At 72.5% G+C, this 19,492-nt stretch carries 16 protein-coding genes, 2 tRNA genes and 1 riboswitch; of the genes, 9 read left to right on the top strand and 9 right to left on the bottom strand.

Annotated elements, in window-relative coordinates; all coding sequences use genetic code 11:
* A partial coding sequence (locus tag B9S58_RS23945) for an NPCBM/NEW2 domain-containing protein (protein WP_181009434.1) occupies positions 1-568 on the top strand: 568 nt, incomplete at its 5' end.
* 91 nt (positions 569-659) lie between these two features.
* Here the strand turns inward: B9S58_RS23945 and B9S58_RS23950 are convergent.
* Positions 660-2,771, bottom strand: coding sequence for an asparagine synthase-related protein (locus tag B9S58_RS23950; protein WP_107494951.1), 2,112 nt, complete (start codon positions 2,769-2,771; stop codon positions 660-662).
* An 854-nt stretch (positions 2,772-3,625) separates the two neighbouring features.
* On the opposite strand from B9S58_RS23950, the gene B9S58_RS23955 reads away from it, so the two are divergent.
* The 4 genes from B9S58_RS23955 (at position 3,626) to B9S58_RS23970 (ending at position 9,136) form a co-directional block, all read left to right on the top strand.
* Positions 3,626-5,197 (top strand): sporulation protein, encoded by a 1,572-nt coding sequence (locus B9S58_RS23955; RefSeq protein WP_103534133.1) that lies wholly within the window; start codon positions 3,626-3,628, stop codon positions 5,195-5,197.
* Positions 5,198-5,330: 133 nt separating this feature from the next.
* Entirely contained in the window at positions 5,331-6,587 is a 1,257-nt protein-coding gene (gene lhgO, locus B9S58_RS23960) for an L-2-hydroxyglutarate oxidase (RefSeq protein ID WP_103534134.1), read from the top strand.
* On the top strand, positions 6,580-7,506 hold the full coding sequence (trmB, locus tag B9S58_RS23965) for a tRNA (guanosine(46)-N7)-methyltransferase TrmB (RefSeq protein ID WP_103534135.1): 927 nt from the start codon (positions 6,580-6,582) through the stop codon (positions 7,504-7,506). Before lhgO ends, trmB begins: the two co-directional genes overlap by 8 nt.
* 73 nt (positions 7,507-7,579) lie before the next feature.
* Positions 7,580-9,136: a PrsW family intramembrane metalloprotease gene (locus B9S58_RS23970; protein ID WP_103534136.1), complete on the top strand. Its 1,557-nt coding sequence runs from the start codon at positions 7,580-7,582 to the stop codon at positions 9,134-9,136.
* Between the two features lie 28 nt (positions 9,137-9,164).
* Here B9S58_RS23970 and B9S58_RS23975 read toward each other — a convergent pair whose 3' ends face one another.
* From B9S58_RS23975 to B9S58_RS23995, 5 genes are all read right to left on the bottom strand, one after another.
* Positions 9,165-10,109, bottom strand: a complete 945-nt coding sequence (locus tag B9S58_RS23975) for an aldo/keto reductase (protein WP_103534137.1) — start codon at positions 10,107-10,109, stop codon at positions 9,165-9,167.
* 167 nt (positions 10,110-10,276) lie between these two features.
* Complete coding sequence (locus tag B9S58_RS23980; protein ID WP_103534138.1) at positions 10,277-11,308, bottom strand: M23 family metallopeptidase; 1,032 nt, start codon at positions 11,306-11,308, stop codon at positions 10,277-10,279.
* 11 nt (positions 11,309-11,319) lie between these two features.
* A riboswitch (cyclic di-AMP (ydaO/yuaA leader) is annotated at positions 11,320-11,472 on the bottom strand.
* A gap of 226 nt (positions 11,473-11,698) precedes the next feature.
* Complete coding sequence (locus B9S58_RS23985) at positions 11,699-12,919, bottom strand: PP2C family protein-serine/threonine phosphatase (protein WP_103534139.1); 1,221 nt, start codon at positions 12,917-12,919, stop codon at positions 11,699-11,701.
* A gap of 140 nt (positions 12,920-13,059) precedes the next feature.
* On the bottom strand, positions 13,060-13,806 hold the full coding sequence (locus tag B9S58_RS23990; protein WP_103534140.1) for a MerR family transcriptional regulator: 747 nt from the start codon (positions 13,804-13,806) through the stop codon (positions 13,060-13,062).
* Positions 13,807-13,914: 108 nt separating this feature from the next.
* Positions 13,915-13,988, bottom strand: a tRNA-Met gene (locus tag B9S58_RS23995).
* 510 nt (positions 13,989-14,498) lie between these two features.
* Here B9S58_RS23995 and B9S58_RS24000 point away from each other — a divergent pair.
* Genes B9S58_RS24000 through B9S58_RS24010 form a run of 3 tightly spaced genes read left to right on the top strand, consistent with a single transcriptional unit; the run spans position 14,499 to position 17,006 of the window.
* Positions 14,499-15,857, top strand: a complete 1,359-nt coding sequence (locus tag B9S58_RS24000; RefSeq protein WP_103534141.1) for a rhodanese-like domain-containing protein — start codon at positions 14,499-14,501, stop codon at positions 15,855-15,857.
* 43 nt (positions 15,858-15,900) lie between these two features.
* Complete coding sequence (locus tag B9S58_RS24005) at positions 15,901-16,266, top strand: rhodanese-like domain-containing protein (RefSeq protein WP_103534142.1); 366 nt, start codon at positions 15,901-15,903, stop codon at positions 16,264-16,266.
* A complete protein-coding gene (locus B9S58_RS24010) occupies positions 16,263-17,006 on the top strand; it encodes a sulfite exporter TauE/SafE family protein (protein WP_103534143.1) in 744 nt (247 codons plus the stop codon). The genes B9S58_RS24005 and B9S58_RS24010 overlap by 4 nt, the downstream gene beginning before the upstream one ends.
* Before the next feature lie 18 nt (positions 17,007-17,024).
* Here B9S58_RS24010 and B9S58_RS24015 read toward each other — a convergent pair whose 3' ends face one another.
* Positions 17,025-17,312: a metal-sensitive transcriptional regulator gene (locus B9S58_RS24015; protein WP_103534145.1), complete on the bottom strand. Its 288-nt coding sequence runs from the start codon at positions 17,310-17,312 to the stop codon at positions 17,025-17,027.
* Positions 17,313-17,395: 83 nt separating this feature from the next.
* Here B9S58_RS24015 and B9S58_RS24020 point away from each other — a divergent pair, with 83 nt between their 5' ends.
* Entirely contained in the window at positions 17,396-17,971 is a 576-nt protein-coding gene (locus B9S58_RS24020) for a rhodanese-like domain-containing protein (RefSeq protein WP_103534144.1), read from the top strand.
* A 169-nt stretch (positions 17,972-18,140) separates the two neighbouring features.
* Here the strand turns inward: B9S58_RS24020 and B9S58_RS38150 are convergent.
* Together B9S58_RS38150 and B9S58_RS24025 are read right to left on the bottom strand one after the other, a co-directional pair.
* Positions 18,141-18,274 (bottom strand) — tRNA-Lys (locus B9S58_RS38150).
* Positions 18,275-18,464: 190 nt separating this feature from the next.
* The coding region (locus B9S58_RS24025; protein WP_103532483.1) for an IS630 family transposase at positions 18,465-19,492 on the bottom strand (1,028 nt) is incomplete at its 5' end.

A 19,492-nucleotide genomic window follows, 5' to 3' on the forward strand; every position in this document is an offset into this window, starting at 1 on the left:
CGCCCCGAAGCCGACACCGAGCCCGCCGGCCTCTCCCGAGCCGCCGCCGAAGCCCGCGTCCCCGGCGCCGAGCCCGCCGCCGTCCCCGAAGCCGACACCGCCGCCGAAACCCACGCCGCCCCCGCCCGCCCCGGAGGTGTATCAGGTCAGCGAGCTGGCGTACTCCGTGTTCGGCGACCACACCGAGCCGGAGGTGGCGATGGGGCAGAGCAGTTGGGTCTGGCAGCGTTCGAACGTGTCGATCGCCTCCGCCCGTTACGCGCACGGGGTGACCGTCCACGCCCGCTCCTCGGTGACCATCCAGCTGAACCGGCCGTGCACGCGCTACGAGGCCATGGTCGGGGTGGACGACCTGACGCTCGGGCTCGGCGCGGTGCGCTTCTCCGTCTTCAACGGGGACGGGGCCCGGCTGTGGCGCTCCCCGGTGGTGAAGGGCGGCGAGCCCGCCGTCCCCGTGAGCGTGAACATCGCCGGCCAGTCCTCGATCCGCCTCGTGGTGGAGCCGGAGACGCCGTTCGGCGCGGTGGCCCTGGCCGACTGGGCGGAATCCCGGATCAGCTGCGCCTGAGTTCCCGGTCCCGAGGCTCCCGGTCCTCGGCCCCTCGGTCCTGAGGCTCCAGGTCAGGGATATCGCCCCGGGTCCCGACGTCTCCTTCCGGTCAGCGTTGGAGCGTGCGCCGTGCGGGGATCACTCCGCCCGCGACCGCGCGCTGGCGCGGAGCTGCCGTACCCGTCCAGCAGGTGCCGCGACGGGTCACCAGGCGGCGCAGCCACAGTTCGGTGGAGGCCAGGTCCGCCAGGCCGTCCAGCGGCAGCGGCTCGCCCTCGGAGGCGGCACGCAGGGCCTTGCGGACCACGCGGGCCTCGACCAGGCCGGCGTCGGCCAGCAGCGGGGCGTCGAACAGGGCCATCAGGTCGGGCAGCGCGGTACGCAGGCCGATCCGGGTGACGGCGGTCGAGGTGGCCTGGGAGGGCGCGCCCCAGCCGGGCGGCAGATCGTGGATGCCCGCCCCTCCGAGCACCCGGCGCAGGATCGCGGCCCGTGCGCCGGGCTGGACGCGGAGCGACTCGGGCAGCGCGCGGGCCGCCCTGACGACCTGGTTGTCGAGGAACGGGGCGTGCAGGCGCTGGCTGCGGATCTCCGCGGCCTGTTCCAGGATCCGGTGGTCGGCGGCCCCCCGGGCGAGGGCGGCGCGGGCCCGGGCCTCCCCCGGGCGCTGCACGGAGGTGGGCCGGATCGCCGCCGCCTGGAGGCGAACCGATACTTCGGCCAGCGCCTCCCCCGTCAGCCAGCGCGCCGCGGGTCCCGGGCGCGACCAGGCGAGGGCGGCGAGCGAGGCGTCGGCGGGGGTCGCGAGGTCGGGGGCGTAGCGGTTGGCGTCGGGGAGGAGCCCGGCGGCGGACTCCAGGCCGGTGCGGTACGACGTACGGGCCAGGCGGCGGGCGGCGCGGTAGACCGTCAGCGGGACGAACAGGGAGTGCGCCGTGGGGCCTTCGGCCTTGGTGAGGGCGGCGACGGGACGCAGGAGGTGGCGTCTGCGCCGGTCCATCAGGAGGTCGGCGAGGCGGGCCGGGTGCGCGTCCAGGACCTGCCGGGCCCCGTGCCCGACGAGGTGGTCGGCGCTGCCCGCGGCGAGCCGGCGGCGGTGGCGTTCGGCGAGGACGAGGGAGGGGGCCGGTTCGTCGGTGAGCGCGCCGGTCTCCAACGCTGCGTACGGCAGGGCCTCCTCGCCGACCGCCACGACCACGTGGTGCAGGCGCGGGTTGGCGGCGATGGCGTGGGCCCGCTCCAACTCGTCCTCGTTGCCGCGGGTGGTGAGGTCGTTGAAGGTGACGGCGAGCAGCCGCTCGCCGGCGCCGGTGCCGTGGCCGAGGAGGGTGCCGGGCAGTCCGGGCAGTCCGGAGGCGAGCAGGGCGAGGGTGGCGGAGGCGCTGCCTCCGGAGAGGTCGGCGCCGATGCCCGCCACGGGGCCGCCCCGGGCCGCGCGCCGGTCGGCGGGGCCCATACCGGGGACGGGTCCCGGGTCCGGCGGTGGGCTCTCCGGCGCGTGGCGCGGGGCCGTGAGCCGGGCGCGTACGGCTTCGACGAGCGCGTCCCGTACGCCCTCCACCGCGTGCACCGGGTCGGTCTGGGGTGCGGCGACTGCCAGCGAGGCGACGGCTTCGTAACCGGTGATCTCCCGCGAGCCCTCCCGCAGGATGAGCGCGTGGCCCGGCGGGACCCGCTTCACTCCGGCGTAGGGCGTGCCGTGGCCGAGGGCCTCGGGAGTCTCCGGGCAGGCGAGCAGGGCGGCGAGGTGCCCGATGTCGAGCTGGGCCTCGATGAGGTCGGCGAGCGGCAGGGCGGCGGTGGCGTAGGCGGTGCCGTTGGCCCAGGGGGTGTGGAAGACGGGCCGGGCTCCGGCCAGGTCGCCGGCGACGGTGTTGCGGCGGCCGATCTGCACGACGGCGGTGTAACTGCCGGGCCAGGCGGTGAGATGGCGCATCGCGCCGCCGCGCGCGGCGAGCAGTCCCACGCGCAACTGCTCGTCGGTGGCCCCGCAGCAGCCGAGGACCGCCAGGCGGGCGGTGGGCGCGCCTTCGGGGGTCGCGACGCCGATGACACGGATCTCGTCGGGGCGCCAGTCGCCGACCGCCCACAGCGGATCCGGGTCTCCCCAGAGGAGCTGGGAGCCCACGGGGTGAACCGTGCGCCCCTCTCCGCCGTTTCCGACGGCGCCGACGGTGCCGAAGCTCGCGGCGATACTGCTCCATCCCACCAACCAACGCATCGCCGCCTCCACAGGCTGTGGACAAACGGCGCACTTGACGAGTGAAACGCCGCTGCGGGACATGCTGCCACGACAATGCCGCAGGAGAGGGGGTACGGGCAGCGCACGCCGGAAGAGCATGCGCCCCTGGCAAAGGCCCGACGCGACCTTCACCGCAACAACAGCAACAGAACTACGGGTTCCGGAAGTTACGGAGGCCGGGCCGTACGGTCTCCGCGCCGCCCCGGCCCGCCCCCACGGAAGGGGAGGGGCCGGCGCCGCCCGGAAACAGCGCTGATATCCGGCCATAGTCGGACCGTTGGCCAGACCCTCACCGGACCGTCGCTATTCGGCCATTCTCTCGAAGCGCCACCACGCGCGCACACCGTGTCGCGTCCCCCTGGCGAGCCCTTCCACGCACAGTCCGGGAGGTGGGCCTCACCTCCCGGACCGGTCCACCGCTCGCGGGGAATGGAGCGGCGGTTTCCCCCAGCCCACCGAGTCCAGTACAGCGGGCCGACCCACGCGGTACCCAGACAAGCGTTCCGGCGATCGCCGGGCCAGAGCGCACGGCCGGGCGCACGGCCACACACCGGGAGCACGCCGCACCCCGGCCCGCGCACCGACGCCCCGGGCGGACCGGACCGCCCGCACGGACAACAATCCCGCCATCCGGACGTCTACCCCTTAACGGTAGGGAAAGGGAGAACTACGCTGTGTTTACTGGTGTTCTCAGCAGGGGGGCATATTCCTCGGGGCTCAGCCACATGCGTGTGCAGGCGGAGTACGAGGGTTCGAACCTGGGGAGCATCGGTACGAATGCCGCGCGCCGTCCTCGGTGACGCGGCGGCTGTCTGTGTGTCGAGGGGTGGCGCATGTCCAGGGAGCAACGCGGGCCGAACGAGAAGCTCGGCACGGTTCTCGCCCTCGCGGGAATCAGTAACGCCGGGCTCGCCCGGCGGGTCAACGACCTCGGAGCACAGCGCGGTCTGACACTTCGCTACGACAAGACCTCGGTGGCCCGGTGGGTCGCCAAGGGGATGGTGCCGCAGGGCGCGGCGCCCCATCTCATCGCGGCGGCGATCGGGGCCAAGCTCGGCCGGCCGGTCCCGCTGCACGAGATCGGGCTCGCCGACGCGGACCCGGCCCCGGAGGTCGGCCTCGCCTTCCCCCGGGACGTGGGCGAGGCGGTCCGGTCGGCGACCGAGCTGTACCGGCTGGATCTGGCCGGGCGGCGGGGCGGCGGCGGGATCTGGCAGTCCCTGGCGGGATCGTTCTCGGTGAGCGCCTATGCGACGCCCGCCTCCCGCTGGCTGATAACCCCCGCTGATCCGTCGGTGGCCCGGGACCCGACGGCGGCACAGGCGGCGGTCCTCGGGGCACGCGGCGGCGGACCCGCCGGACCGTCCGGTCCGGTGGCCCGCGGCACGCAGGGCGCCCGGGGCGCACACTTCCTCCACACTCCCGGCGGCGCGGCCGGCTCCGTCCCCGTACAGCCCGGCCCGGAGGCCGCGGCGGACGCCTCACCGCTGCGGGTCGGCCACAGCGATGTGACGAAGCTGCGCGAGGCGGCGCAGGACGCCCGGCGGTGGGACTCGAAGTACGGCGGCGGCGACTGGCGCTCCTCCATGGTCCCCGAGTGTCTACGCGTCGACGCCGCACCACTGCTCCTCGGCTCGTACACCGACGAGGTCGGACGGGCCCTGTTCGGCGCGTCGGCCGAGCTGACCCGGCTGGCCGGCTGGATGGCCTTCGACACCGGGCAGCAGGAGGCCGCCCAGCGCTACTACATCCAGGCCCTGCGTCTGGCCCGGGCCGCCGCCGACGTCCCGCTCGGCGGCTATGTCCTCGCCTCGATGTCCCTCCAGGCGACCTACCGCGGCTTCGCCGACGAAGGCGTCGACCTCGCCCAGGCGGCCGTCGAGCGCAACCGCGGTCTCGCCACCGCCCGCACCATGAGCTTCTTCCGGCTGGTGGAGGCCCGTGCCCATGCGAAGGCCGGTGACGCACCGGCCGCGGGCGCCGCGCTCAAGGGCGCGGAGAGCTGGCTGGAGCGGTCCCGAGGGGGCGATGCCGACCCGCCCTGGCTCGGCTTCTACGGCTACGACCGGTTCGCCGCCGACGCCGCCGAGTGCTACCGGGACCTGAAGGCCCCCCTCCAGGTGCGGCGCTTCACCGAGCAGGCGCTGTCCCGGCCGACCGAGGAGTTCGTCCGCAGCCACGGGCTGCGGCTCGTCGTGTCCGCCGTCGCCGAGCTGGAGTCGGGCAATCTGGACGCGGCCTGCGCGGCGGGCACCCGGGCGGTGGAGGTCGCGGGCCGGATCTCCTCGGCCCGCACCACGGAGTACGTACGCGATCTGCTGCACCGCCTGGAGCCGTACGGGGACGAGCCCCGCGTCGCGGAGCTGCGGGAGCGGGCCCGCCCGCTGCTGGTCACCCCGGTCTGAGCCGGCGACGGAGAGCACGCGGAAGGAACACGGCGACGGGCCCGCCGGGCGAAGTGTGCGCCACGCCCTGCCCCGCTCAGGTTTGAGCCGGTTGTCAGTGGGTCAGTGCACTATCGGGGTGGGAGGTGGCGTGATGATGACGCACGCGGCGTACGACTGCGATGTGCTGGTGATCGGCGGCGGGATCGTCGGTCTGTCGACCGCGCATGCGATCACCCGGTCCGCCCCGGGCACCCGGGTGACGGTCCTGGAGAAGGAGCGCGGTCCCGCCCGCCATCAGACCGGCCACAACAGCGGCGTGATCCACAGCGGCATCTACTACCGCCCCGGTTCCCTCAAGGCCCGGTACGCGCTGCGCGGCTCCGCCGAGCTGGCGGACTTCTGCGGCGAGCACTCCATCGCCCACGCCACCACCGGCAAGCTGATCGTCGCCACCGAGCGCTCGGAGCTGCCCCGGCTGCACGGCCTGGTGCAGCGCGGCCGCGAGCACGGGCTGCCGGTGCGGGAGCTGGGCCCGGCGCAGATCGCGGAGTACGAGCCGGAGGTCCGGGGCCTGGCGGCGATCCGGGTCGGCACGACCGGCGTCTGCGACTTCACCGCCGTCGCCACCCGCTTCGCGACCGAGGTCACCGCGGCGGGCGGCATCGTGCGGTACGGCGCGGAGGTCACCGCGATAGACCGGCGCCCCTGGGGTGTCGCGGTGCGTACGGCGGACGGCCTGGTCGTCCGGGCCCGGACGCTGGTCAACTGCGCGGGTCTCCACTGCGACCGGGTGGCCCGCCTCGCCGGTGACGACCCGGGGGTACGGATCGTGCCGTTCCGGGGCGAGTACTACACGCTGGCCCGCCCCGAGCTGGTGCGCACTCTGGTCTACCCGGTGCCGGACCCGGCGTTCCCCTTCCTCGGCGTCCATCTCACCCGGGGCTTCGACGGCTCCGTCCACGTCGGTCCGAACGCGGTCCCCGCCCTGGCCCGCGAGGGATACACCTGGCCTCAGGTCCGCCCCGCCGAACTGCTGTCCACGCTGAGCTGGCCGGGCACCTGGCACATCGCCCGCCGGCACTGGCGGTACGGGGCGGGCGAGGTGCACCGCTCGCTGTCCCGGCCCGCCTTCACCCGGGCCGTCCGGCGGCTGCTGCCCGCCGTCACCGAGGAGGACCTGCGCCCGTCGCCCGCCGGGGTCCGGGCCCAGGCGGTGCTGAAGGACGGCACGCTGGTCGACGACTTCCTGATCCGCGAGGCCCCGCACACCGTGCATGTGCTCAACGCCCCGTCGCCCGCCGCGACGGCGTGCCTGCCCGTCGGACGCGAAGTGGCGCGGCGCGCGCTGCGCCGGGCTCGGGAGACGGGGTGGAAGCCGCCCGCCGTAGAATCCGGTCATTGTGTCTGAGCAGCCCCTGAACCCCACCCCCGCCACGGCCCCCGACGACGCCACGACCGTCGACACGCACGCCGACGCGGCCGCGACCGGCTCCACGGCGGCCGACGCGCTCGCCGACGCCACCGCCGATGCCACCGCCGGCGTCACGCCCGACGAAGCCGCCGCGCTGCGGGCCGCCTCCTTCGAGCGCGCTCGCCGGCTGCGCCAGGAACCCCGCTTCCCCGGCGGTCCCGCGGCGGACCCCGCCGGTTCGCACCACGAGCGCCGGATCCGCAGCTTCCAGCCGCGCCGCAGCCGGGTCACGACCGGCCAGCAGGACGCCCTGGAGCGGCTGTGGCCGAAGTGGGGCCTGGACATCGACGGAAAGCGCGTCCTGGACCTGGCCGAGATGTTCGACGGCCTGCCCGTCGTTCTGGAGATCGGCTTCGGCATGGGCGAGGCCACCGCGCAGATGGCGGCCGACGACCCCGGCACCGGCATCCTCGCGGTCGACGTCCACACCCCCGGCCAGGGCAATCTGCTGGGCCTCGCGGACAGGGCGGGCTCGACCAACGTACGGGTGGCCAACGGCGACGCGATCATCCTGCTGCGCGAGATGCTGGCCCCCGGGTCGCTCGACGGCCTGCGGGTCTATTTCCCCGACCCGTGGCCCAAGGCCCGGCACCACAAGCGGCGGCTGATCCAGCCCGAGTTCCTGGACCTGGTGGCCCCGGTGCTGAAGCCAGGGGCGATCATCCACTGCGCGACCGACTGGGAGCCGTACGCCGAGCAGATGCTGGAGGTGCTCACCGCGCACCCCTGTTTCGAGAACACCGCGGCAGACGGCGGATACGCCCCGCGTCCCGCGTTCCGGCCGCTCACCCGCTTCGAGGGGCAGGGCCTGGACAAGGGGCACGTCGTCCACGACCTGCTGTTCGCCCGCGTCTGACCCACCACGCGCAGCCGCTTCCCGGCCGGATGCGCCGTCGCCGGGTGTCAGTGCCCCTCGTTAGGGTCGAGAGGTGTCCGACCCCTCCGTGCAGCATCAACAGACGCGGCCCGCCGTCCCGGTCCTCCACGAGCAGCGGCTCGACGAGGCCCTGGGCGCCGCGCCGGAGCGCGGCCAAGAGCGTTACCGGCCGCGCCGCGTGGGCATGGTGTGGCGCAGCAGGGTGTTCCGCGCCGGTGCCGTGATCGTGGCGCTCCTGCTGTGCGGGCTGGTGATCCTGGCCCTCGTCCGCGAACAGACCGGCCCGGAGGGGTTCCTCGTCGGCCTCGGCCTGGCGGTGCTCCCGGTGCCGCTCCTGATGGCGGCGTTCCGCTGGCTGGACCGGGTCGAGCCGGGCCCCTGGCGGAATCTGCTGTTCTCCTTCGCCTGGGGCGCGTGCGCCGCCGCGCTCGTCGCGATCATCGCCAACTCGTTCGCGACCCGTTGGATAGCCACCGCGACGGCCGACCCGGCGAGCGCCGACACCCTGGGGGCGACGGTGATCGCCCCGGTGGTCGAGGAGAGCGCGAAGGCGGCGGCCGTGCTGCTGATCTTCCTGTTCCGCAGGCGTGAGTTCAGCGGGGTGGTGGACGGCGTCGTCGTCACCGGATTCACCGCGACGGGCTTCGCGTTCACCGAGAACATCCTCTATCTGGGCAACGCCTTCGGCGAGGACCAGCAGCTGGGCAGCTCCGGGTTCGCCTCGGTGACGGCCGGGACGTTCTTCGTGCGGATCGTGATGTCGCCGTTCGCACACCCCCTGTTCACGGTCCTCACTGGCCTCGGCTTCGGCTTCGCGGCCGTCAGCGCCCGCCGCCACCGGGCCCGCAGGATCGCCCTGCCGCTGCTGGGACTGCTCCTGGCGATGGGGCTGCACGCCCTGTGGAACGGCTCGTCGGCCTTCGGCCCGTACGGCTTCTACGCGGTGTACGGGATCGTCATGGTCCCGGCGTTCGGCCTGGTGACCTGGCTGGCGATCTGGTCGCGCCAGCGGGAGCTGCGCACGCTGGCGGCCGAGCTGCCCGCGTATGCGGCGGCCGGCTGGCTCACCCCCGCCGAACCGTCGGCGCTCTCCTCCATGCGGGCCCGGGGCATGGCCCGCGACCTGGCCCGCCATTGGCAGCCGGACCGGACCCGGGGCCGGGCGGCGGCCCGCGCGGTCGCGGAGTACGAGTCGTTCGCGACGTCCCTGGCGGGACTGCGCCGCCGGGCCCGCCACGGCGCGGTGGGCCCGGACTTCGGCGCACGGGAGCGGGAGTTGCTGCACCACCTCTGGCAGCGCCGGGAGGTCGCGGCCCCGGCCCTCACCCACGCGGCCCGCCTCACGTGGCGCCCGGGCGCCCACCACTACCGCAGTTCCCCGATGCCGCCCGGGACCGGGACCGGAAACGGCTACGGCTACGGCTACGGCTACGGCTACGGGCACGGGCAGGTGTCCGTGCCCGGGGCCGGACACCGACAGACGTACGGGCAGGGATACGGGTACGGGTACGGGTACAGCGGTCCGGTCCCGCAGCCGGCCCCGTTCCCCTACCCGCCGCCCCAGCCGTACGGCGGCGCACCGCCGAACCACCGACGCCCACCGCGGTAGTGCCGGCGACGTACGGCAGGGAGCGGGCTCAGGCCGACGCCTCGGTGAGCAGGGCGAGTTCCCGGTCCGTCAGCCGCAGATCGGCGACCGCGACAAGTGCGGGGAGCTGCTCGACCGTACGGGCGGAGGCGATCGGGGCGGCGACGGTCGGCTGTGCGGCGAGCCAGGCGAGGGCGACCGTCGCGATCTCGGCGTTCCGTTCCCCGGCGACCTGGTCGAGGGCGGCCAGCACCCTGCGGCCCTGCTCCGACTCCAGGTGGCCGCCCGCCTTCGCGGCGCGGGCGCTCTCCACGGTGGCACCGGGGCGGTACTTGCCGGTGAGGAAGCCGGAGGCGAGCGCGTAGTACGGGACGGCGGCGAGGCCGGCGCGGGCCGCGGTGTCCTGGAGCTCGCCCTCGTAGGTGTCGCGGGAGACCAGGTTGTAGTGCGGCTGGAGCGCGACGTACCGGGCGAGGCCCTCGCGCTCGGAGAAGTCGAGGGAGGCCCGCAGCCGCTCCGGGCTGATGTTGGAGGCGGCGATGTGCCGCACCTTGCCGTCCGTCACCAGCTGGTCGAGGGCGGTGATGATCTCCTCGACCGGTACGGTCTCGTCGTCGAAGTGCGTGTAGTAGAGGTCGATGTGGTCGGTGCCGAGCCGGCGCAGCGAGGCCTCGGCCGCGCCCTTGATGGTGCCGGCGGAGAGGCCCCGGTGGTCGGGGTGGGCGCCGGCCTTGGTGGCGACGACGATGTCGGACCGGTTGCCGCGGGAGGCGAGCCACGTGCCGATGACGGTCTCCGACTCGCCGCCCTCGTTGCCCTCGGCCCAGGCGGAGTACGCGTCGGCGGTGTCGATGAAGTTGCCGCCGGCCGCGACGTACGCGTCCAGGACGGCGAAGGACTGCTCCTCGTCCGCCGTCCAGCCGAAGACGTTGCCGCCGAGGGCGAGGGGGAAGACCTGGAGGTCGGAGGTACCGAGAGTGCGCGCGGAAGTCATGTGAGGGTCCAACGGGCCGGGACCGGGGTGGTATTCCACCGCCCCGGTGGGACCGTACCGTCCCCGGACAGACCGGCAGCCCTGGCGTCGGGGGGTGTGCGTCAGGGCTGCCGGGGTTTCAGGGGTCGGCGACGAAGGACGTCAGCCGGGGGCCGGGGGGGCGGGGCTCAGACCTTCAGGCCCTTGCTGTTCAGCCAGGCCATCGGGTCCATCGCGGAACCGCCCGCGGTGTGGACCTCCAGGTGGAGGTGGACCCCGGTCACGTTGCCGCTGTCGCCCATGCGGCCGATGGTCTGGCCGGTGGTGACCTTCTGGCCGACGGAGACCTCGATCGAGGACTGGTGGGCGTACCAGATCTCCGTGCCGTCCTCCAGCTGGAGCACCGTGCGGTAGCCGTACGAACCGGAGTAGCCGGCCGACGTGATCGTGCCGCTGTGCACGGCCTTGAGCGGCGCACCGGCCGATCCGGCGAAGTCGAGACCGGTGTGCTGGCCCGAGGACCAGAGTGCGCCGGACTGACCGTAGGTCGAGGTGATCGTGTACGAGAAGGTGGGGAGGGAGAAGCTGGCGGCCAGCTTGGCGAGCCGCTCCTCCTCCTTCTTCTTCCGCTCCGCTTCCTCCGCCGCCTTCTTCTTCGCGGCGGCCTCGGCCTCGGCCTCGTCCTGCTGCTTCTTGGCCTCGGCGGCGGCGGCCTCGGCCGCGGCCTTCTCGGCGGCGGCCCTGGCCTCGGAGTCGGCGCCGGCCTGCTGCTGCTCGGCCTGCTGGAGGATCCGGGCGCGCAGGGCCTCGCCGGCGTCGGTGCCCTGCTCGGCCTCGGCGGTGGTGAGGCCGGCGGTGGTGAGCGGCGCGGACGCGGCGACCGGGACGGATTCCGCTTCGTCCGACATCAAGGACCCGACGCCGGGAAGGGACTTGGCGTCGGGGAGGTTGTCCGCGATGGAATCGGGAAGGGAGATGGAGACCGGCGCCTTGTCCTGCGCGGTGGCCATGCCGCCCGCACCGACGGCCGCTATGACGCCGACCCCGAGGACGGTGGAGCTACGGGCCAGACCACGCTGCTTGGCTACGCGGTGCCTGCCGCGCACGGGACGGATGGACTCCTCGGTGGGATTCCATTCCTCCAAGGACCGCTCCGCGCCACCGAAGGTGTCGGCACTGAAGGGTGACGGGGCCTCAGGGGCAGGCTTGTTGGACGCCACGTGGGCGCACTCCTTTCCTTCCTTCTCGCCTACCGGGTTAGCTGACGGGTTCGGAGCAGGAAGGTCTCCTACGGGCCCCTCCGTCTCTCACGAGACGCAGGCGTCCGATTCACCCCATGGAGGTGGTTCCCCGGTTTCCTTGCGGAATTCGGCGCTCGCGCGCGGCGCCGTCTCTGACGACGGCTGTGACGACCGCGCTGCGTTATCGAACGTTAATAGAAGCACGGGCCCTATTCCAAGCCGTTCCTGTTGATCATTAACGAACAGGACAGGGATGTACGGGTCACAAGCGGGCGGAATCGGGCGACTTGACCACGCCTCGGGCGCACCTCTTTTTCTGACAGTGTGTCAAATGTTATGCGGAGCGGTGCCCTTCGGTCACGCACGGTGTCAGTGCCCGGTGTCCTCGCCCCGGCCCACGATCTTCACCGTCGTCCGGCGCACGGGCTGCCCCTCCGCCGGGCGGCCGACCGCGAGCAGAGCCATGTCGTCCGTGGACCGCCCCCCGGTGTGCAGCCGTACGTCGTCGGTCAGCGCCGACAGCAGCTCCTCCGGCCCCGGGAAGATCCGGCCGCGCAGCCGGGCCGCCGGATCGTAGAAGACCCCGTTCGCGTCCCGGGCCTCCGACAGCCCGTCCGTGAAGGCGAGCAGGGTCGCCCCGGCGGGCATCGCCCACTCGTCGGCCCGGTCCGGCCACACCCCCAGGTCCATCCCCAGCGGCATCGCGGGCACCGAGGGCGCCAGCACCTCCAGGGCGCCGTCCGCGTGCAGCAGGATCGGCTCGGGGTGACCGCGGTTGACGAGACGCAGCGAGGTCGAACCGGGCGGGATCTCGGCCAGCACGGCGGTGATGAACCCTTCCATGGCGTCCAGTCCGTACCGCCGCGTCCCCTCCCGTGCCAACGCCCGTTCCAGCCGCTGCGCCACGCCCTCCAGCGAGAGCTCCTGCTCGGCGGCCTCCCGGAACGCTCCGATGATCACCGCCACCGCCTCGACCGCGTCCAGCCCCTTGCCGCGCACGTCGCCGACGACCAGGCGTACGCCGTACGGGGTGTCCGCGACGGCGAACAGGTCGCCGCCGACGAACTCGTCCGCCTGCGCCGCCTCGTACCGGGCGGCGACCTGGAGTCCGCCGATCCGCTCGGCCGGCGTCGGCAGCACGGCCCGCATGGCGGTCTCCGCGATGACCCGGGCCGAGGCCAGCTGCTCGTTGCTGCGCCGCACGACCCCGTTGATGACGAGGGCGAGCACCGAGGCGGTGAGCACGGTGATCATCTCGATGACGGGGACCACCTGGGTGGACGTCCCGTCCGAGAAGCGCATCGCGACGACGGAGAGGATCGCGGCGATGCCCGTGCGGACGGTCCGGGACAGCGAGAAGAACGGTGCGGCGATCAGCGGGGCCGCGACGAACAGGGGGACGGCGGTGAAGTTGGGTGGGGACAGTGAGTCGAACACCAGCCCACCGACGATCAGCAGGGCGGGCAGCATCCGGACGAACCGGCGTGACCCCCGGCTGCCGGGCGTCACGTTGCCCTCCGGAGACCCGAACACCGCACGGCCCACGGCGTCGATGCTCCCCGCCGTGCCGCTGCGCCGTCTCTCGGCCATCCCCACCTGTGCACTCCTGCCCGGTCCACCCACGGCTGCGGACGGTACCGCGCCCCGTCCAGGCTTCCCGGAGCCGCGCCGAGCGGCGACCGGGCATCGGCCGAATAGGGGGAAGCGGACGGAGGCCCGGCCTTCGGTGGTCAGTCGGAGAGCCGGTGTTCCGCGTAGACCGTCAGTGCGTCCCGTACGAAGGCGGCGGTGCCGTCCCCGTGGCGATCGTAGTTCTTTCCGAAGCGGGGATCGGCGACATACATCTCACCGAGCCCGATCACGTACGAACGGCTGGGCTCCTTGGCCGACGACAGCCACGCGCAGTGCCGCCGCGCGAGTTCCTGCGCCTCGGCCCCGTCGGCGGCGAGCCCGGCCTCTCCGACCCGCCCCCAGTCACGCGCGATGGCCTCGTGCTCGTCCTGGAACGCCCGCTTCTCCCGGTCCCCGAGCGAACGCCACCAGCGGTCGCCCTCCTCGTACGCGTCCCGGCCCCAGCGCTCGGTGACCTCCTGCTCGTGGGCGGTGTGGTCGAAGCCGTCGAACACTTCATCGGCCATGAGTTCCATCCCCTCCTGGGTCTTGTGGAGAGTGGTCCGCACCGAGGCGATCTGCCGCCCGATGCGCGCCTGCTCCTGTTCGAGCAGCCGCAGATGCGCCCGCAGCGCCACCTCCGTGTCCCGCTGCCCCGCGAGCACGTCCTTGATGGCGGGCAGCGAAAGACCGAGCTCCCGCAGCAGCAGGATGCGCTGCAGCCGGACGAGGGCGTCCTGGTCGTAGTAGCGGTAGCCGTTGCTCCCGATCCGGCTCGGCGTGAGGAGACCGAGGTCCCCGTAGTGCCGGAGCGTGCGGCTCGTGGTGCCGGCTCTTCTGGCGATTTCCTGAATGGACCACTCCATGCCGGAAACGCTAGATCTTTACGCTGCGTCAAGGTCAAGCCGGAACATCGCGGCACCGGAAGACGACTCGGGCCCGGCACGCTGTGCGTGCCGGGCCCGGGCCTTCAGTAGCGGGGACAGGATTTGAACCTGCGACCTCTGGGTTATGAGCCCAGCGAGCTACCGAGCTGCTCCACCCCGCGTCGGTGAACACAACTCTACGGCATTCCCGGCGCGCCGCTGACCAATTACGGCGGGGCGCACCTCACGCCCGCGGTGAGAGCCCGCGCACAGCGAAACGCCTCGGGCCGGAGGGAGTCCCTCGCCCGGTGACCGGTAGGCCATGCGGGACTCGAACCCACAACCAACGGATCAAAAGCCCTGGCCGGGAGCGGGTGGGTGGTGCCGGGCCGTGGTGCGCTGTCCCGGACCGCCCGGTCGGACCGGGCGGGCGGACCGGGCGGGCGGACCGGGCGGGCGGACCGGGCGGTCCGGACGGAACCGGCCTCGACGCTCACGGTGCGGTCGCAGGGCATGAGGAGTCCCAGGGCATGAGGGACTGTCTCCTCCCACTCTCGTCACGCGCGGCGCGGGGCCCCGGACGGGCCCTGGCACCGTGACAGCCGCCACCTTCGAATATACCCCCGGGGGTAATAGTGTTAGGGTCGATTGCATACCCCGGGGGGTAATTTTCGCGCGGAAGGAGTATCACCGTGTTCTTCGTTGAAGTGATCGAGCTGGAAGGGCTGGGCAACCGCAGTTACCTGGCAGGCGGCGAGTCGTCGGCGGTGGCGGTGGACCCACCTCGAGACGTCGACCAGGTGCTGGACGCAGCCGCGCGGCGCGGGGTGCGCATCTCTCACGTGGTGGAGACCCACATACACAACGACTACGTCACCGGCGGCCTCCAGCTGGCCCGGATCACGGGCGCCGTCTATCTGGTACCGGCGAGGGCGAACGTGTCCTTCGCCCGGACCCCGGTCTCCGACGGCGACACGGTCGATGTCGACGCCGACCTGACTCTCACGGCGGTCTCGACGCCCGGACACACGCCGCATCACACCGCGTACGTGCTGCGGGACACGGGCCGACCCGTGGCCGCGTTCACGGGCGGTTCGCTGCTCATCGGCACGGTCGGCCGACCCGATCTCGTCGAGCCGCGGCTGACCGAACAGCTGGCCCGCGCCCAGTACGCCTCGGCGCACCGGCTCGCCGACGAACTGCCCGACGACACGGCCGTGCTGCCCACTCACGGGTTCGGCAGCTTCTGCTCGTCCGCGCAGGCGGACGGCGACGCGACGACGATCGGCAGGGAGAAGGCCGCGAACATGGCGCTGACCGCGGACGTGGACACCTTCGTCGCCGAGCTGCTCGCCGGACTGGAGGACGTGCCCGCCTACTACGCGCACATGGGACCCGCCAACGCGACCGGCCCCGACCCGGTCGACCTGACCCCTCCCGCCGTCGCCGATCCGCAGGAGATCGCCGCACGGCTCGCGGCCGGGGAGTGGGTGGTCGACCTCCGCAACCGCATCGCCTTCGCCGAAGGCCATGTGGCGGGTTCGTTCAACTTCGAGGCGGAGGGCAAACTCGCGACGTATCTCGCCTGGATGATCCCGTGGGGCAAGCCCGTCACCCTGCTCGCCGAGAGTTCCGAGCAACTGGCCGCCGCTCAACGCGAGTTGGTCCGGGTCGGTATCGACCGGCCGATCGCCGCCGCGGCCGGAGGCCCCGAAGCCTGGCTGCGCGACGGTGAGCGTCCGGCGGCGTTCCCGCGCGCCTCGTTCGCGCAACTCGCGGCCCAGGACACGAACGGGATCGTGGTGTTGGACGTACGCCGGGACTCCGAAAGGGCGGAGAGCTGGATCGAGGGCTCGGTCCACATCCCGATCCACGAGGTGCACCGCAGGCTCGGCGAGGTGCCGGACGGCACGGTCTGGGTGCACTGCGCGGGCGGTATGCGTGCGGGCATCGCCGCCTCCCTGCTGGACGCCGCCGGACGGCGGGTCGTGGCCGTCGACGACGGATTCGGCGCCGCCGCCGAGGCCGGACTGACCGTCGTGACCGGCTGAACCGGCCCCGAACGCAACGCAGAAGAGAAAGGCGAGACCGACGATGTTCCCCTTCAACGACAAGGCGCCGCGCCTGTCCGTGGACGAAGCGCGCACCCGCACCGGTGGTGAGCGGCCCGAGGCCGTACTCCTGGACGTGCGGGAGAAGCCCGAGTGGAAGGCCGGGTGCGCCCCGAACGCCGTGCACGCCCCGTTGACGGGACTCGCCGCGAGCGCGCCCCCGCCCGCCGCCGCGCGGGGACGGGCGCTGGTGGTGATCTGTCGTAGCGGGCACCGCTCGCCGCAGGCCGCGAAGCTCCTGGTCGAGCGGGGCACGGACGCGGTGGACGTGGAGGGCGGCATGAACGCGTGGGCCGCCGCCGGACATCCGGTCGTCGACGAACGCGGGAACAGCGGCTCGACAGCATGAGCACCCTCATCCTCGCCCTGATCGCCGGGGCCGTCATCGGCCTGGCCCTCGGCGCCCTGGGCGGCGGTGGCAGCGTGCTCGCGGTGCCCGCTCTGATCTACCTGCTCGGCTTCTCCCCGGCGTCGGCGACCACGGCCGCCCTGATCATCGTCACGGCGACCTCCGCCACCGCCCTGTACGCCAACGCCCGCGACGGCGACGTCGCCTGGAAGACCGGCGCTCTGTTCGCCCTCGCGGGCATCGGCCCCGCCTTCCTCGCCGGAGTCACCGCCGGACGCCTCCCGGCCGCCGTGCTCACTGGGTCCTTCTCGATCGTCGCGGCTCTGGCCGCCCTGCGGATGCTCCGCCCGGCCGCCACCGAGGCGCCCGAGCGGGTACGTCCCGCCAAGGCGGTCGGCGCCGGCGCCGGACTCGGTGCGGTGACCGGGTTCCTCGGCGTGGGCGGAGGTTTCCTCGCGGTCCCGGCCCTGGTGGGGGTCCTCGGCCTCCGGATGAGGCAGGCGGTGGGCACCAGTCTCCTGGTCATCACCGTCAACTCCCTGGCCGCGCTCACCGCACGGGCCGGGACGGGCGGGGACCTGCGCTGGGAGGTGATCGCCCCGTTCACCGGGGCCGCGATCCTCGGGGCCTGGGACGGCAAGCGGCTCGCCTCGAAGATCACCGGGCGGACCCTGCAGCGCATCTTCGCGCTCGCGTTGCTGGCGGTGGCGGCCGTCATGCTCATCGACGTGGTCGTCTGAGCCGGGCCGCCCGTCGGCTCAGGCCAGGGACAGGAACAGCTTCTCCAACCGACCGCGCATCGCGTCACGGTCCTCACTGATGCGGCCGCCGTCCTCCATCTCGGTCAGGCACTGCTGCAGCCCGGTGGCGATGATCGCGAACCCGGCCCGGTCCAGCGCCCGGGAAGCCGCCGCCAACTGCGTCACGACCTCCTCGCAGTCCCGTCCCTCCTCGATCATCCGGATCACCCCGGAGATCTGCCCCTGCGCTCTGCGAAGCCGGTTCAGGACCGCCTTCAACTCCGCACCCGCCAGATCAAGCTCCATCATCACTCCTCACTACATACCCCCGGGGGTAAATATACTCCCCCGCGTGGGAGCCCCGCCGACAGCAAGGGATGACACCCGCCATGACCACACCCACCACCCTCGGCACCGGTGAAGCCCGCACCCGCCTGCACGAACTGACCGTGATCGACGTCCGCACCCCCGGCGAGTACGCGGGCGGTCACCTGCCCGGCGCCCTCAATATCCCCATCGACCAGATCCAGCGGTCCCTGCCCGACATCCGCGACGCCGCCGAGCGCGGGGACATCCTGGTCGTCTGCGCCTCCGGCGCACGGTCCGAGAACGCCTGCCGCATCCTCGCCGATCACCACATCACCACCGCCACCCTCTCCGGTGGCACCAGCGCCTGGGCAGCCGACGGCCACGACCTGCACCGCCCCCAGGGCACCACCCGTGCGACCTGGGGGATGGAACGCCAGGTCCGCTTCACCGCCGGAGCCGTCGTCCTGATCGGCCTCCTCCTGGGTGCCTTCGTCCACCCGGCGTTCCAGATCCTCTCGGCCGGCATCGCCGCCGGACTGGTCTTCTCCGCCCTCACCAACACCTGCGGCATGGCAGCCATGCTCACCAAGCTCCCCCACAACCGGCCGCGCGCCGCCGATCTCGACAACACCCTGGCCGAGCTCCGCAACCGCTGAGCAGACCGAGGGGGGCGGGCAGCAGACCGAGGGGGCGGGCACCGGAGTACCGGTTACGCCGGTCCATCCGCTCACACACACGCACACGCACAACGGAGTGCCCCGACCGGTCAGGCCCGGTCGGGGCACTCCCGCAGGTCAGGGTGTTGCCCCTGCCCTGCCTGTCGGTAGGCCGTGTGGGACTCGAACCCACAACCAACGGATTAAAAGTCCTGGCCGGGGGCTGGTGGTTGATGCCGGGTGACGTCGCCCTGTCCGGGGACGCCTGGTCGAATGGGGTGAGCAGTGTTGAGCGATCCGGCCGAATCCGGGCTGTTCCGGAACGTCCGCTCACGTATCGCGCACGCACCATGAGCCGTTGAACAGCCGCCCCCTCGGGGGAACATACCGCCACCCCCTCAGCCCGATTCAGCGGCTGACCACGGCTTTTGTACACGCACTACCGACTGGTCATGAACATGGACATAGCTAGTGTCTCGTGATCCTGATCGTGTCAGTTTGAGTTGTTATTAACGAGTTTCTTCATGTTGGTCTGGACGACGCGGACCTTCGCGAGGATCTCTTCGGCGGACGCGGTCCAGGTGAAGGGATTCGCGTCCTCGTTCCAGGAGTTGATGTAGTCGCGGATCTGCTTGACCAGGACGTTGACGCTGGAGAACGTGCCCCGGCGAATGGACTGCCGAGTCAGGATCCCGAACCAGATCTCGATCTGGTTCAACCATGAGGAACCGATGGGAGTGAAGTGGAAGCGGATGTGGGGGTTCTTCTCCAGCCATGCCTTCACCTCCGGCGTGGTGTGCGTGGACAGGTTGTCCAGGACGACATGGATCTCCTTGCCGGCGTGCGGCTTGGTCGCCTTCTTCAGGAAGGCGAGGAAGCTTGCCCCGTTCCGGCTCGGCCTGCACTCGCCGGTCACCTCACCGGTATGGACATTGAGGGCGGCGAACAGATTGGTGGTGCCGTGCCGTACGTAGTCGTGGGTGCGCTTCTCGCCCGCGCCGAAGGTGACCGGCAGTACCGGCTGGGTTCGGTCCAGCGCCTGTATCTGCGTCTTCTCGTCAATGGACAGCACCACCGCGCCGCCGGGCGGGGCCAGGTACAGGCCGACGACATCGGCGACCTTGTCCGCGAATGCGGGGTCCTTCGAGATCTTGAAGGTGCCGTTCCGGTGCGGCTTGAGGTTCTCCTCCCGCCAGATGCGGGCGACGTAGTGCCAGGACACCGAGATGCCCTCGCGCCGCTTCATGTGATTGACCAGCGTCCGCGTGGACCAGTGGGACAGCCCCGATTCCGTCGGCGGGGTTGTCTTCGTCAATGCGATCACCCGGGCCCGAGTGGTCGCGGGGACCTGATCGCGTCCGCCGCCGGGTTTCCGGGAAGCCAGTTGGGCAATCCCGCCCACGAGGTAACGGGCCTTGGCGCGGTCCACCGTATTCGGTGCGACTCCTGCGAGTTCGGCGATGTCCTTGCGTCGCCGCCCCTCGGCCGTCCACAGCACCAGGCGGGCCCGCAGAGCGGCAT

Source organism: Streptomyces sp. SM11 (assembly GCF_002910905.1).
Taxonomy (GTDB): Bacteria; Actinomycetota; Actinomycetes; order Streptomycetales; family Streptomycetaceae; genus Streptomyces.

What these genes read in the sequence shown, in the direction of transcription:
- B9S58_RS24015 (WP_103534145.1), bottom strand. Translation starts at nt 17,312, where the DNA reads ATGGAGCTTGATCTGGCGGGTGCGGAGTTGAAGGCGGTCCTGAACCGG.
- B9S58_RS24020 (WP_103534144.1), top strand. Translation starts at nt 17,396, where the DNA reads ATGACCACACCCACCACCCTCGGCACCGGTGAAGCCCGCACCCGCCTG.
- B9S58_RS24010 (WP_103534143.1), top strand. Translation starts at nt 16,263, where the DNA reads ATGAGCACCCTCATCCTCGCCCTGATCGCCGGGGCCGTCATCGGCCTG.
- lhgO (WP_103534134.1), top strand. Translation starts at nt 5,331, where the DNA reads ATGATGACGCACGCGGCGTACGACTGCGATGTGCTGGTGATCGGCGGC.
- B9S58_RS23955 (WP_103534133.1), top strand. Translation starts at nt 3,626, where the DNA reads ATGTCCAGGGAGCAACGCGGGCCGAACGAGAAGCTCGGCACGGTTCTC.
- B9S58_RS23990 (WP_103534140.1), bottom strand. Translation starts at nt 13,806, where the DNA reads ATGGAGTGGTCCATTCAGGAAATCGCCAGAAGAGCCGGCACCACGAGC.
- B9S58_RS23985 (WP_103534139.1), bottom strand. Translation starts at nt 12,919, where the DNA reads ATGGCCGAGAGACGGCGCAGCGGCACGGCGGGGAGCATCGACGCCGTG.
- B9S58_RS23975 (WP_103534137.1), bottom strand. Translation starts at nt 10,109, where the DNA reads ATGACTTCCGCGCGCACTCTCGGTACCTCCGACCTCCAGGTCTTCCCC.
- B9S58_RS24005 (WP_103534142.1), top strand. Translation starts at nt 15,901, where the DNA reads ATGTTCCCCTTCAACGACAAGGCGCCGCGCCTGTCCGTGGACGAAGCG.
- B9S58_RS23950 (WP_107494951.1), bottom strand. Translation starts at nt 2,771, where the DNA reads ATGCGTTGGTTGGTGGGATGGAGCAGTATCGCCGCGAGCTTCGGCACC.